The 14,714-nt window shown below is 38.4% G+C and carries 11 protein-coding genes; 7 read left to right on the top strand and 4 right to left on the bottom strand.

Annotation, left to right across the window (positions count from 1 at the left end):
- Window positions 1-5: 5 nt before the first annotated feature.
- The 5 genes from QQS40_RS07560 to lysS all read left to right on the top strand — a co-directional run bounded on the left by QQS40_RS07560 (window position 6) and on the right by lysS (window position 6,825).
- The gene (locus QQS40_RS07560; RefSeq protein ID WP_329504648.1) at window positions 6-590 is read left to right on the top strand and encodes a D-sedoheptulose-7-phosphate isomerase; all 585 of its coding nucleotides are present in this window, start codon (window positions 6-8) and stop codon (window positions 588-590) included.
- 74 nt (window positions 591-664) lie between these two features.
- Window positions 665-1,246 carry a division/outer membrane stress-associated lipid-binding lipoprotein gene (gene dolP, locus QQS40_RS07555; RefSeq protein ID WP_329504646.1) on the top strand — a complete coding sequence of 194 codons (582 nt, stop codon included), beginning with the start codon at window positions 665-667 and terminating at the stop codon, window positions 1,244-1,246.
- 269 nt (window positions 1,247-1,515) lie between these two features.
- Window positions 1,516-3,786 (top strand): class 1a ribonucleoside-diphosphate reductase subunit alpha, encoded by a 2,271-nt coding sequence (nrdA, locus tag QQS40_RS07550; RefSeq protein ID WP_128787458.1) that lies wholly within the window; start codon window positions 1,516-1,518, stop codon window positions 3,784-3,786.
- 101 nt (window positions 3,787-3,887) lie between these two features.
- The gene (gene nrdB, locus QQS40_RS07545) at window positions 3,888-5,018 is read left to right on the top strand and encodes a class Ia ribonucleoside-diphosphate reductase subunit beta (RefSeq protein WP_005637108.1); all 1,131 of its coding nucleotides are present in this window, start codon (window positions 3,888-3,890) and stop codon (window positions 5,016-5,018) included.
- A 298-nt stretch (window positions 5,019-5,316) separates the two neighbouring features.
- A complete protein-coding gene (gene lysS / locus QQS40_RS07540; RefSeq protein WP_329504642.1) occupies window positions 5,317-6,825 on the top strand; it encodes a lysine--tRNA ligase in 1,509 nt (502 codons plus the stop codon).
- A gap of 142 nt (window positions 6,826-6,967) precedes the next feature.
- On the opposite strand, the gene QQS40_RS07535 is transcribed toward lysS, so the two are convergent.
- On the bottom strand, window positions 6,968-8,110 hold the full coding sequence (locus QQS40_RS07535) for a 5-methyltetrahydropteroyltriglutamate--homocysteine S-methyltransferase (RefSeq protein ID WP_111327598.1): 1,143 nt from the start codon (window positions 8,108-8,110) through the stop codon (window positions 6,968-6,970).
- Window positions 8,111-8,292: 182 nt separating this feature from the next.
- Window positions 8,293-9,657 carry a patatin-like phospholipase family protein gene (locus QQS40_RS07530; RefSeq protein ID WP_111327597.1) on the bottom strand — a complete coding sequence of 455 codons (1,365 nt, stop codon included), beginning with the start codon at window positions 9,655-9,657 and terminating at the stop codon, window positions 8,293-8,295.
- 198 nt (window positions 9,658-9,855) lie between these two features.
- Here QQS40_RS07530 and fbp point away from each other — a divergent pair, with 198 nt between their 5' ends.
- Window positions 9,856-10,860 (top strand): class 1 fructose-bisphosphatase, encoded by a 1,005-nt coding sequence (gene fbp / locus QQS40_RS07525; RefSeq protein WP_049357539.1) that lies wholly within the window; start codon window positions 9,856-9,858, stop codon window positions 10,858-10,860.
- A 91-nt stretch (window positions 10,861-10,951) separates the two neighbouring features.
- Here fbp and lptG read toward each other — a convergent pair whose 3' ends face one another.
- Together lptG and lptF are read right to left on the bottom strand one after the other, a co-directional pair.
- Window positions 10,952-12,025, bottom strand: coding sequence for an LPS export ABC transporter permease LptG (gene lptG, locus QQS40_RS07520; protein WP_369866806.1), 1,074 nt, complete (start codon window positions 12,023-12,025; stop codon window positions 10,952-10,954).
- 11 nt (window positions 12,026-12,036) lie between these two features.
- Window positions 12,037-13,128 carry an LPS export ABC transporter permease LptF gene (lptF, locus tag QQS40_RS07515; RefSeq protein WP_329504638.1) on the bottom strand — a complete coding sequence of 364 codons (1,092 nt, stop codon included), beginning with the start codon at window positions 13,126-13,128 and terminating at the stop codon, window positions 12,037-12,039.
- 105 nt (window positions 13,129-13,233) lie between these two features.
- Here lptF and QQS40_RS07510 point away from each other — a divergent pair, with 105 nt between their 5' ends.
- Window positions 13,234-14,709: a leucyl aminopeptidase gene (locus QQS40_RS07510; RefSeq protein WP_289901993.1), complete on the top strand. Its 1,476-nt coding sequence runs from the start codon at window positions 13,234-13,236 to the stop codon at window positions 14,707-14,709.
- Window positions 14,710-14,714: the final 5 nt, after the last annotated feature.

Below are 14,714 nucleotides of genomic sequence, written 5' to 3'. Positions count from 1 at the left end.
TAATTATGTTACAAAAAGTCAAAGATATTTATAGCGAAAGTATTCAGATTCAAATCTCTGCTTCTAGCCTACTATCAGAAAATATTGCTACTGCCGCACAAATGGTGATGCAATGTTTACTGAGCGGTAATAAAGTCATTGCTTGTGGGGTATCTCGTTCTTATGCCAATGCGCAATTTTTAGTGTCAAATTTGCTTAATCGTTACGATTTCGAGCGTCCTAGCCTGCCATCTGTACTGCTTAGCCTGGAAAGTGCGGTCGGTTCTTCACTGGTTTTTGATCAGCCAATTGATCAACTTTATCAACATCAATTCAATGCTATTGCTAAATCAGGCGATCTTCTTTTAGCATTTGCCCCTCTTGGTTCTGAAAAAGCGGTGCTGAATACAATTGCCAATGCCGTACACAAAGAAGTTCAAGTTATCGCTTTAACTGGTGCCAATAATGACGCTATCCAAGGTGTCTTAGCTGATAGCGATTTGGAAATATCTATTCCTACTACCAAAGAATCACGTATTTTAGAGAATCATTTATTTGTCATTAATGCGCTTTGTGAGCTTATTGATTGCACACTTTTCCCAAGAGCTTGACAAATCTTCGATTACACCTCACACTTTTAAGGAGCAATTAATGCATGAATTAGTCACTCAATAAGGAGAACACAATGAAATTATCACAATTAAAAAAAATTGCCCTTATTTTAGGTACAGCAGCCCTCTTGCAGGGCTGTGCAGCCGCACTTGTAGGTGGTGCGGCAGCAGGAACAAAAGTTGCAACGGATCCCCGCACGATGGGTACGCAGGTCGATGATGAAACGCTAGAAGTCAAAGTAGAAAATGCATTGGATAAAGATGCTCAAATTAAATCTGAAGGCCGTGTAAATGCTGTTTCTTACAGTGGTCGTATATTGTTAATTGGTCAAGTTCCTGATGAAAATGTAAAAGACACGGCAACAAGTCTTACTAAAGGTGTCGAAGGTGTAAATGATGTTTATAACGAATTACGTATTGCCCCCAAAATTACATTTGGTCAAATTACAAAAGACAGCTGGATTACTACACAAATTAAATCAAAACTTTTCGTAGGTGATAATGTTAAGGCTACCGATGTCAAAGTTATCACCGAAAATGGCGAAGTGTTCTTACTCGGCAATGTCACTCAATCACAAGGCAATTCTGCCGCAGAAATTGCAAGCAATGTTGCAGGTGTTCAAAAAGTTATCAAGGTATTTAAGTATTTGAATTAGTTAATTTTTATACTTAAAGTGCGGTTAAAAATCATGTTGTTTTAACCGCACTTATATTTTCTCAATACTTTCCCCAAAAAGATTCAATCTTAAAAAAGCGCACTTCAATAAAAAGTTATTTATTTTAAATGACTTATCTTTGTCAATAATATCAGTAAAAATTTATCACTTGAATTCAATTTCAAAACCCTCTATCTTGTGCATCACTATTTTTCACAACACTATATCTTGTGTTTTTTTAAATCATCTCTCTAGTAGGTTTATCTTCCATGAACAAAGGATTAATGGTTACGAAGCGCGATGGTACGCTTGAACAAATCAATTTAGACAAAATTCACCGTGTGATTACTTGGGCTGCAGAAGGGTTGGAAAACGTCTCTGTTTCTCAAGTTGAATTACGTTCTCATATTCAATTCTATGAAGGCATTCGTACCTCCGATATTCACGAGACCATTATTAAAGCAGCAGCAGATCTAATCAGCAAAGATACCCCTGATTATCAATATCTTGCGGCACGTCTTGCGGTTTTCCATTTACGCAAAAAAGCCTATGGCCATTTTGATCCGCCTCGTTTATACGATCATGTGAAAAAATTAGTGCGAATGGGCAAATACGATCCTGCACTTTTAGCCGACTATACTCGTGAAGAATGGGATGAAATGGATGGGTTTATTGATCACTGGCGTGATATGACCTTTTCTTATGCCGCAGTAAAACAATTAGAAGGGAAATACTTAGTTCAAAACCGTGTAACCGGTGAAATCTATGAATCTGCGCAATTCCTTTATTTATTAGTTGCAGCGAGCTTATTCTCAAAATATCCACAAGAAACCCGTTTGGATTATATTCGTCGTTTCTACGATGCGACCTCAACCTTTAAAATTTCATTACCTACGCCTATCATGGCGGGGGTTCGTACGCCTACGCGTCAATTCAGCTCTTGTGTATTAATTGAATGTGGCGACAGCTTAGACTCTATCAATGCTACCTCTGCAGCAATCGTGAAATACGTTTCACAACGAGCGGGTATCGGCATAAATGCAGGTGCAATTCGTGCATTGGGTAGCCCAATTCGTGGTGGTGAAGCATTCCATACTGGCTGTATTCCATTTTATAAACACTTCCAAAGTGCTGTTAAATCTTGTTCACAAGGTGGCGTACGTGGTGGTGCGGCGACAGTTTACTACCCGATTTGGCATTTAGAAGTTGAAAGCTTATTAGTATTGAAAAATAACCGTGGTGTGGAAGATAACCGTGTTCGTCATATGGATTACGGCGTACAGTTAAACAAATTAATGTATCAACGCTTAATCAAAGGCGCGGATATTACTTTATTTAGCCCTTCAGACGTACCTGGACTTTATGAAGCCTTCTTTGCTGATCAAGATAAATTTGAAGAACTTTACGTGAAATACGAACAGGATCCAAATATTCGTAAACGTGCGGTAAAAGCCGTTGAGTTATTCTCTTTATTAATGCAAGAACGTGCATCAACCGGTCGTATTTATATCCAAAACGTGGATCACTGTAATACTCATTCACCGTTTGATCCGTTTGTTGCACCGGTACGTCAATCTAACTTATGTTTAGAAATTGCGTTACCAACTAAACCATTACAACATTTCCATGATGAAAATGGTGAAATTGCCCTTTGTACGCTTTCTGCATTTAACTTAGGTAAATTAGACGATTTAGACGAGTTAGATAACCTGGCAGATCTTGCAGTACGTGCATTAGATGCATTACTAGATTACCAAGACTACCCTGTTCCTGCAGCGAAACGCTCTTCATTAGGTCGTCGTTCACTGGGTATCGGTGTGATTAACTATGCGTATTACTTAGCGAAAAATGGCGTGCGTTATTCTGATGGTTCAGCGAACGATTTAACTCACCGTACATTTGAAGCAATTCAATACTATCTATTAAAAGCCTCCATGAACTTAGCGAAAGAATTAGGTGCATGTGAGTACTTCAATGAAACCAATTACGCAAAAGGTATTTTACCAATCGATACCTATAAGAAAGATATCGATAACTTAACGCAAGAACCATTGCATTATGATTGGGAAACATTGCGCCAAGAAATCAAAGAATTCGGTTTACGTAACTCAACCTTGACCGCATTAATGCCGTCAGAAACTTCTTCACAGATTTCTAATGCAACAAATGGTATCGAACCACCACGTGGTCATGTGAGTATTAAAGCATCAAAAGATGGTATCTTAAGACAAGTTGTACCGGATTATGAAAACTTAAGTGATAACTATGAGTTGCTTTGGGATATTCCAAGCAATGACGGTTACTTACACTTAGTGGGCATTATGCAAAAATTCGTGGACCAAGCGATCTCTGCCAACACCAACTACGATCCAAAACGTTTTGAAGACGGTAAAGTGCCAATGAAAGTGTTGTTAAAAGATCTTTTAACCGCTTACAAATACGGCTTAAAAACCCTCTACTATCAAAACACCCGTGATGGTGCTGAAGACAGCCAAGAAGATTTAGACGATGGCTGTGCTGGTGGAGCGTGTAAGATTTAAATTAGACATTTCTTTCTATTCTTGTAGGGTGGGCTTTAGCCCACCAAAACTTTCTTATTAAAATGGTGGGCTAAAGCCCACCCTACGATATGGAGACAAAAATGGCATACACCACTTTCTCACAAAATAAAAACGACCAATTAAAAGAACCGATGTTCTTTGGTCAAAACGTTAACGTTGCGCGTTACGATCAACAAAAATATGAGACGTTTGAAAAGCTCATTGAAAAACAACTTTCTTTCTTCTGGCGTCCGGAGGAAGTGGATGTGTCGCAAGACCGTATCGACTATGCCGCGTTACCTGAACATGAAAAACACATTTTCATCAGCAATTTAAAATATCAAACCTTGTTGGATTCCATTCAAGGTCGTAGTCCGAACGTTGCGTTGTTGCCATTGGTATCCATTCCGGAATTAGAAACCTGGATCGAGACTTGGACATTCTCAGAAACCATCCACTCTCGTTCTTACACACACATCATTCGTAACATTGTGAACGATCCATCTATCGTGTTTGATGACATCGTGACGAACGAAGAAATCATCAAACGTGCGCGTGACATTTCTTCTTATTACGATGATTTAATCCGTGATAGCCAACTTTACAGCCTGTACGGTGAAGGTACTTACACGGTAGATGGTAAAGAATGTGTTGTAACGTTACGTAACTTGAAAAAACAACTTTATCTTTGCTTGATGAGTGTGAACGCACTTGAAGCCATTCGTTTCTATGTATCTTTCGCGTGCTCCTTTGCCTTTGCAGAACGTCAATTAATGGAAGGTAATGCGAAAATCATTAAATTCATCGCTCGTGATGAAGCGTTACACTTAACCGGCACACAGCACATTTTAAACATTATGGCTGCAGGTCAAGACGATCCTGAAATGGCTGAAATTGCGGAAGAATGTAAACAAGAAGCCTATGATTTATTCTTAGCCGCAGCAGAGCAAGAAAAAGAATGGGCGGATTACTTGTTCAAAGACGGTTCAATGATTGGTTTGAACAAAGACATTTTGGTGCAATACGTGGAATACATCACTAATATCCGTATGCAAGCGGTTGGGCTTCCATTACCATTTGGTGCGCGTTCTAACCCAATTCCATGGATTAACGCATGGCTTGTTTCTGACAACGTACAAGTTGCACCACAAGAAGTGGAAGTGAGTTCTTACCTTGTTGGTCAAATTGATTCTAAAGTCGATACCAATGATTTCGGCGATTTCGATCTTTAATTAATCATTCTACGCAAAGAGCGATCAGTATTTTCAGCGTTTAAAACCTCTGAAAAATTGACCGCTCTTTTGTTTGCGTACACGGTGAACCTTATTCAAGAACCAAGGATAAAATTATCTTATGTGGAAAAATGGCGTAATTCCATCTCTACCAATTCAATTTCGACAACTTTCTAGATAAAAAGGATAACTTAATTAAAAAAGGCTTAACAAAAAACAATGCTCTAGGTAGAATAGAAAAATTCTATTTATTATTAAATAAATCACATTCTAAGTAAAAACTAACGAGGTAAAGGATATGTCAGAGCAAGAAGTAAAAGAATTAGATCTCCATGGCGAAATGCTCGTTCGCCGTGAAAAATTAGCCGCATTACGCGCAAAAGGTAATGCGTTTCCAAACCAATTCCGTCGTAACGCCCTTGCCCAAGATTTACATGATAAGTACGAAGCCGAAGAGGGCGAAGTATTAAAAGAAAAAGCCATTGAAGTAGCTGTTGCCGGTCGTATTATGACTCGTCGCGCAATGGGTAAAGCCACCTTTATTACCTTACAAGATATGAGTGGCAAAATTCAATTATATGTTGCTCGTGATAATCTTCCTGAAGGCGTTTATGCAGAAGATGTAGGTAGCTGGGATTTAGGTGATATTATTGGCGTGAAAGGAACACTTTTCAAAACCAAAACCAATGAATTAACCGTTAAAACAACTGAAGTACAACTTTTAACCAAAGCACTTCGTCCGTTACCAAACAAATTCCATGGTTTAACCGACATGGAAGCGCGTTATCGTCAGCGTTACTTAGATTTAATTTCTAATGAAGAATCTCGCCGTACATTTATTATTCGTTCAAAAGTGGTTGCCGGTATTCGTGAATTCTTTATTTCTAAAGGTTTCATGGAAGTTGAAACGCCTATGCTACAAGTGATTCCAGGTGGCGCATCTGCTCGTCCATTTATCACACACCACAACGCATTAGATGTTGATATGTATCTTCGTATTGCGCCAGAACTTTACTTAAAACGTTTAGTGGTTGGTGGTTTTGAGCGTGTCTTCGAATTAAACCGAAACTTCCGTAATGAAGGAGTTTCTGTCCGTCACAATCCAGAATTCACCATGCTTGAATACTACCAAGCTTATGCAGATTATCATGATTTAATGGATAACACCGAAGAATTATTACGCAAACTCGCCATTGATATTCTTGGTACAACCATTGTGAAATACGGTGATTTAGAATTTGACTTCGGCAAACCATTTGAGCGTATAACATTACATGATGCAACCATTAAATATGGTGCAGATAAAGGTATCGTAAAAGAAGATCTTTATGATTTCGATCGTGCAAAAGCAACCGCTGAACGCTTAGGTATTGAAGTACAAAAATCTTGGGGCTTAGGCTCTATCGTAAATGCGATCTTTGAAGAAGTGGCTGAACATCACTTAATTCAACCAACCTTCTTAATGGCGCATCCAGCAGAAATTTCACCACTTGCACGTCGTAACGATGAAAATCCAGAAGTAACAGACCGTTTTGAATTGTTCATCGGTGGTCGTGAAATTGGTAATGGTTTCTCAGAATTAAATGATGCAGAAGACCAAAATGAACGTTTCGATGCTCAAGTCGCAGCAAAAGATGCTGGTGATGATGAAGCAATGTTTAAAGATGATGATTTCGTTGTCGCACTTGAACACGGCTTACCACCAACAGCAGGAGAAGGTATTGGTATTGATCGTTTAGTAATGCTTTATGCTAATGCACCATCTATCCGTGATGTGATCCTATTCCCTGCAATGCGTCAAAAATAATTAAATTGAAATAACATAAAAGGAAGTCTATCGACTTCCTTTTTTATTGTGTAAAAGTGAGGTCATTTTTACCCGCACTTTCATGAAAAAAAGAGATAACCATCTTAACGATTATCTCTTTTACATTCCAATTTGAAATTATTTACCCCCAAACTTCTTCCACGATACTACGGATAAATTCGAGTTTCTTCCATTGTTGTTCTTCAGTCAGGATATTACCCTCTTCCGTTGAAGCGAAACCACATTGTGGGCTTAAGCAAAGTTGATTGATATCAACATATTGTGCCGCTTCTTTAATACGAGCAATGATTTCATCACGGTTTTCTAACTCGCCCGATTTAGAGGTTATCAATCCTAATACCACTTGTTGATTTTTAATAAAGCGTAAAGGTTTAAAATCTCCCGCACGATCACTGTCGTACTCTAAGAAGAAACCATCCACATTACAGTGACCAAATAAGGTTTCTGCGATAGGCTCATAACCACCAGCAGAGAACCAAGTTGAACGGAAATTACCACGACAAATATGCATTGTAATCGCTAAATCAGCTGGTTTCGCTGCCACAATTTTATTTAACATATATACATAATCTTTGGCAATTTGATCTAGATCTAAACCGCGTTCAGTATAAGTTTTACGCTTATCTTCCGCACAGAATTCGCCCCAACTTGTATCATCCAACTGTAAGTTACGACAGCCTAATTTATAGAAGATATTCATTGCGTCAATATAAGTATCGGCAATATCATCTAATAACAACTGATTGTTATCTTTATAACGTTCAATTGGCTGATAATCTGTGGCTCGTACTGTACAAATTAAATGAAGCATTGACGGAGAAGGAATGGTTAATTTAACTTCACTCTCCCCTGCCATTTTTTGCAATGAGCGGTAATGTTCAACGAAAGGATGGCTCTCTGAGAAACCAATCTTATCCACAATTTTTAATGTTTTCGGGCGTACATTATCGTGTTTAAATTGCACTGAGAATTTCTCCGCATCCACTTCTTTCACGCCATCTAATGCAGCTAAGAAATCTAAATGCCAAAAAGTACGACGAAATTCACCATCAGTCACCGCATGCAATCCAACATTTTTTTGATGCTCAACCAATTTAGCAATTTCTGCATCTTCAACTTGCGTTAAATCAGCACAAGAAATATCACCACAGCTGCATTGATGACGAGCCTGTTTTAAAGTCTCTGGACGTAAAAAACTTCCTACAATATCAAAACGATATGGTGCAGAAGTGCGAATAGTGGCATTTGGAAAAAGTTTACTCATTTTGCTTTCCTATATTTTATTCATTCTAATGATAGACTGAGTGTAACAAAATTAATGTCTTCATTAAAGATTTAGACGTCTAGATGGATGTGAATTTTATTGTGATTTTATATGAATGGAATTGATATAACATTTAAAAAGAAAAAGTGCGGTCATTTCTAACCACACTTTAAGCCTATAAACTATTGCAATGCTTTCACTGCCTTATGGTATTCTTTTGATTGTTCCAATAAAATCTTAGCCGCTTCGCGCAGTTTATCCACATCCGATTCTGGCAAATATAACGATGTACCGATATTAAGAACATCATTCTTCAATTGCCCCTCTGGCAAATCTTTTAAATTTAAATTCACAAAATGAGCTTTAATTTTTATTCCTTTTTTACGTTTAGCGTAAGCATTCCATTGATCCGCAAATTGTTGTGAATATTTCACTGTCGATGCTGTCGTTTTATCAATTGGTACATTAATCACTGTATTCACGACATCTTTGATTCCCGGTACATCAGCTGATTTATCAATATCGCTAGTAAGTTCATTTTGAGCATTAACGTTTACCACGACAATATTACGTAAATTATAATTCTTAAGCTCAGTATATAATTTTCGGACACTAAGTAAATTTGACACATCCAATAAGCTAGCCAAACCTAAATTATCCGTTAAGCCACCATCAACTAAGTGCAAATAAGGTTTTTCAGCCTTATTTTGATAAGGCTCCATGCGTTTTTTCATGGCATCAAAGTTACTCAACAACAACCGATTAGGTGGATTCATCTGCATCAATAATTCTTTTTTATTTTCCACGAGGCAAGAACCACCATGATTATTTTGCGTAATCGGTGAAAAAATTAATGGTACGGCGCTTGATGCCGCTACTGCCCGAGCAATCTCAACATCATTTAAATCAACACAAAGCCAATCAAAGAAATCTTGCGTAAAAGAAACTTCCTGTCCTGCTGTCATATCTGTGGTATTAATCACGGCAAAAGGTCCTTTACGTTGTTCAAGATCTGCAAATTTTTTCCCACGATATAAAGCAAGATTGAGCTGTTCCTGCAACAAATCGCTACGACCAAACTGTGGGGAAGTAAGCCGAGGCACATTACCCATCGAAAATACTTCATTGATGACTTTTTTCTGGAAATTCTTTTTCAAAAAAGAATTATTAAATTTAGGGATAATATCCTGTCCCTCCAAAGCAAAATAGGCTGCTAATACTGAGCCGCCAGACACCCCATACACAATATCAATATTTTGCAATAAGGTGCTACCTTTCTCTGTTGGACGCACTGAGACATTTTGGAACTGCTCTAACACGCCATAACCTAAAGATGCCGCGCGAGATCCTCCACCAGAAAAAGTGACAATCACTAAATTTTCTTTTTGCAATGCCTGCTGCATCGCATTTTCCAAGCGATATCCCTTTTGTGGATCTATTTGCTCAATCGTTTTAGTTGGATGATAAGTAATTGAATTGCAAGCAGTAAGCAAAGCGATACTGCAAGCAAGTAAACTTGATTTGAAAGGAAAATGAGTAAGTTTCATAACAGTATTCCTTTACTGTGACGTTATTTATCTATTATATCTTTTTTAAAGGATATATACGTTTTGTCAAGGCTTTGTATTAAAAATAAAGTGTGATGCAGATCTCATTCTTCACATTTTGATCTCAATCAGAAGTGCCAAATAACATATAATAAAAGGGTCTATTATTTATTTAACAATTATAAAAAAGGAATAAACATGAAAACATTGAGTGAATTTATTGTTGAACGCCAAGCGGAGTACCCAAATGCAAAAGGGGAACTTAGTGGTATTTTGTCCTCTATTCGTTTACTAGCAAAAATCATTCATCGTGATATCAATAAAGCAGGTTTAACGAATATCCTTGGTCAATCTGGTGTCGAAAACGTGCAAGGTGAAAGCCAAATGAAATTGGACTTATTCGCCCATAACACCATGAATGCAGCACTCATGTCACGTGAAGAAGTAGCAGGTTTTGCTTCAGAGGAAGAAGAAAGCTTTATCGCTTTTGATACTGAACGTGCTCGCAATGCAAAATATATTATTTTGACTGACCCACTTGATGGTTCATCCAATATTGATGTGAACGTTTCGGTTGGGACAATCTTCTCTATTTACCGTCGTGTATCCCCTATTGGCTCACCTGTTACCTTAGAAGACTTTATGCAACCGGGTAATAAACAAGTGGCTGCGGGTTATATCGTATATGGTTCGTCTACCATGTTGGTTTATACCACTGGTCATGGTGTAAATGGTTTCACTTATGATCCATCTATCGGTACATTCTGCCTTTCTCATGAAAATATGCAAATGCCAAAAGAGGGAAAAATCTATTCCATCAATGAAGGACAATATCTCAAATTCCCACAAGGGGTAAAAAAATACATTAAATACTGCCAAGAAGAAGATAAAGCAACTAACCGCCCTTATGCTTCACGCTATATCGGCTCATTAGTGGCAGACTTCCATCGCAACTTATTAAAAGGCGGTATCTACATTTACCCAAGTGCAACCAACTATCCAAATGGTAAGCTTCGTTTGCTTTATGAAGGCAATCCAATGGCATTCTTAGCAGAACAAGCGGGTGGTATTGCATCTGATGGTTACAATCGAATTTTAGATATTCAGCCAACTGAACTTCACCAACGTGTACCACTTTTCATCGGTTCTGCAGAAATGGTGAAAAAAGCAGAAGAAATGATGAGAGAATTTAAAGAAGATTAAATTCCTAAAGTGCGGTCAATTTTAATCGCACTTTCTTAGAGAATAAAAAGGCGAACTTTATCAGTTCGCCTTTTTCATTAATGCTTTTTAATTAATCCCGTTTTCTTGCGAGTAACCACCAAATAATCGCCATAAACAAGAGGCTTGGCATCAGTGCACTTAAAAAAGCTGGCGCATTAAATACCACACTCATTTGTCCAAAAATTTCATTGACGACATAGAACAAGAATCCAAAGCAAATCCCCGTTACGATTCTTGCTCCTGCAGTGACACTGCGTAATGAACCGAAGATAAAAGATAACGCAAGCATCATCATCACACCTACAGAAAGGGGTTGTAAAATCTTACGCCAATAGGTTAATTCAAAACGGCGAGAATCCTGCCCCGTTTGTTTTAAGAAAGCGATATATTCGTATAAACCTGAAATGGATAATGACGTTGGACGTAATGAAACTGCGCCTAATTTATCTGGCGTTAAACTCGTCGCCCAATCTTCGGTTAAGCGGTTTGTTGTGGTAATTTGCTCTTTTGATACCGCTGAATTATTCACTTGACGTAACTGCCATTGATTATTTTCAGCAGAATATTGTGCTTGATTTGCATGCTTCAAATGCGTGAGATTACGCTGTTCATCAAAGGTATAAATATAAATATCTTCTAATTGTGCATCATCGGTAATACGACGAACATACACGAAATTATTACCGTCTTTTGCCCATACTCCATTTTTTACCGAAAGCATTGAGCCACCAGAAAGTGCACGAGTACGCATATCACGGGCAAACTGTTCAGTTTGAGGAATCCCCCACTCTCCAATAATCATGGTAAAAAGCACCAGTGGAAGTGCCGTTTTCATGACGGCTAATCCTATTTTAAAGCGAGAAAAACCTGCGGATTGCATTACCACTAATTCACTGCGGCTGGCTAAATTACCTAACGCAATTAAGGCCCCTAACAAGGCTGCCATTGGGAAAAAGGTTTCCACATCTTTAGGAATGGTTAATCCTGTATAAGCCACCGCTTGCCAAATATCATAAGAACCTTTCCCTACGCTACGGAATTGCTCTACAAATTTGATAATTGCCGAAAGGCCAACCAACGTAAATAGCGTGGCAAAAATTGCCCCTAAGATGCTTTTACCGATATAACGATCAAGAGTATTCATCAACATTGTTATTACCCTTTTCTGAATACACGACGGAATTTATGCATAGCGGTACTATCCCAACTATTCAGCACAATTCCTAAAATTAAAAAGGCGATATTTACCAATGGCATTAATAAACCTGCATCAAGCTTACCTGCACCACCCGCAGATTTAAATGAGCTTTGTAATAAGAAGTAAATTAAATAAAGCAATAGTGCCGGTAAGATCTTCGCAAAACGGCCTTGGCGAGGATTCACTTTACTCATTGGTACGGCGATAAGCGCCATTAAAGGCACCGCTAAAATTAAGGTTATGCGCCAATGCAACTCTGCTTTTGCTGCTGCACTTTTATCTTTTAATAATTGCTCAAAAGATAATTCAGCAGCTTCATCACCTTCTGTGTTTGTCTCTTGATGGCCTAAATAGGCTTGATAGTCATCAAAATGTGTAATACGGAAATCAGGAAGCACAGATGTACCTTCTACACGCAAGGTATTTTGTAAATTCAGCACTTGATCGCCATTTTGTAACGCTTTTAACTCACCTTTTTCAGCTGTAACCACTGATGGTTTCGTTTGACCTTTGGCTTTCATTTGGAAAAGATAAACATCACTGATTTGATTACCATTAATTTTATCAATGAATAAAACGAAATTATTGTTACTTGTGGACATGAATTGACCAGAAGCCAATGCCCCCATTGTTGGGTTAGCTTTAGCATCTTCAACAATTGCCACTTGTTTTTGAATCGCCCATGGAGAAAGCCACAATGCGTTATAAGCAGCCAAGCCAGCTGTGAACAAAGAAAGAATTAACGCCACGCGAACAAGAATACGTTGGCCTACACCACATGCACGCATAACGGTGATTTCACTTTCTGCATAGAGACGACCGAAAGTCAGTAAAATGGCGATAAACAAACATAATGGCAACATTAATTGCGCCATTGTCGGCATCCCTAAACCGAGTAAAGAGAACACCAGATCGGCAGGTACTTTACCATTTGCCGCTGAACCAAGTACGCGCACAAGTTGTTGGCTGAAGAAAATTAAAAGCAAAATAAACAAAATTGCAATCTGGCTTTTAAAAACTTCCTTTGTTAAATATCGGGTTAATATCATTCTTTTTTTCTAACTAAAAAACACGGGAAACTGGCTAATTTAGATGGCGTATGATACCTTATTTTGACTGATTTAAATAGCAAATTAGCAACATAAGGAAATAACATGAAATATCAAGCGAACTCAACCGCACTTTCTCAATCAACCGATTGCCTTATTATCGGCATTTATGAGAACAATGAATTAACAAAAAGTTTCAATGAAATCGATCAAATCACACAAGGCTACCTCAGCCAGTTAGCTCAAAGCCAAGATCTTTCAGGCAAAATTGGGCAAGCGACTCTGCTTCATTCGTTACCGAATCTTGCGACTAAACGCGTGTTAGTAGCAGGTTGTGGTAAAAAAGGTGAAACGACTGAACGCCAATTTAAACAAATCATCCAACGAGTTACCCAAACATTAAAAGAATTAAATATTCAACAAGCGGTGAATAATTTAACGGATGTGGAAATTAAAGATCGCGATCTATTTTGGAATGTACGTTTTACTGTTGAAACCATCGAACATAGTCTCTATCAATTCGATGAATTTAAAAGTAAAAAAGCGGATGCTATCTCACTTCAAGAAATCATTTTTAATACCGATGATTCACAAGCTCAGCAAGCCATCGCAGAAGCACAGGCCATTGCAAATGGTGTAAAAGCTGCGCGTAATATCGCGAATATGCCATCTAATATTTGTACACCGGCTTATTTAGCTGAACAAGCTAAAAATTTAGCCAAAACATCAACCGCACTTTCCTTAGATGTGATTGATGAAGAAGAAATGGCGAAACTTGGGATGAATGCATATTTAGCGGTATCAGGTGGTTCTCAACACCCTGCTTACCTATCTATTTTGCATTTCAACAACGCCCCAGATAAAAATGCGAAACCTATCGTATTAGTGGGTAAAGGCTTAACCTTTGATGCAGGCGGTATTTCGTTAAAACCAGCCGCAGAAATGGATGAGATGAAATACGATATGTGTGGTGCTGCTTCGGTATTCGGCACAATGAAAGCCATTGCAGAATTAAATCTACCACTCAATGTTATCGGTGTATTAGCGGGTTGTGAAAACTTACCTGACGGCAATGCCTATCGCCCGGGTGATATTCTCACCACGATGAATGGTTTAACCGTAGAAGTGTTAAATACTGATGCTGAAGGCCGTTTAGTACTTTGTGATACATTAACTTATGTAGAGCGTTTTGAACCGCAATATGTGATTGATATTGCGACCCTAACAGGCGCTTGCGTGGTAGCTTTAGGTCAACATAACAGCGGCTTAGTTTCAACTAACGATGCCTTAGCCGAACAGTTATTACTAGCCGCACAGCAAACTACTGACAAAGCTTGGCGTTTACCATTAAGTGAAGAATATCAAGAGCAATTAAAATCCCCATTTGCTGATTTAGCTAATATTGGCGGTCGTTGGGGCGGTGCAATTACTGCAGGCGCATTCCTCTCCAACTTTACGAAAAAGTACACTTGGGCACATTTAGATATCGCCGGGACAGCTTGGCTTCAAGGTGCAAATAAAGGCGCCACAGGCCGTCCGGTTTCTTTATTAACGCAATTTTTAATTAATCAAACCAAGTAATAACA

Origin of the sequence: Haemophilus parainfluenzae (assembly GCF_036288925.1) — a bacterium.
Classification (GTDB): Bacteria; Pseudomonadota; Gammaproteobacteria; order Enterobacterales; family Pasteurellaceae; genus Haemophilus_D.
This window is presented reverse-complemented; position numbering and strand designations above follow the sequence as displayed.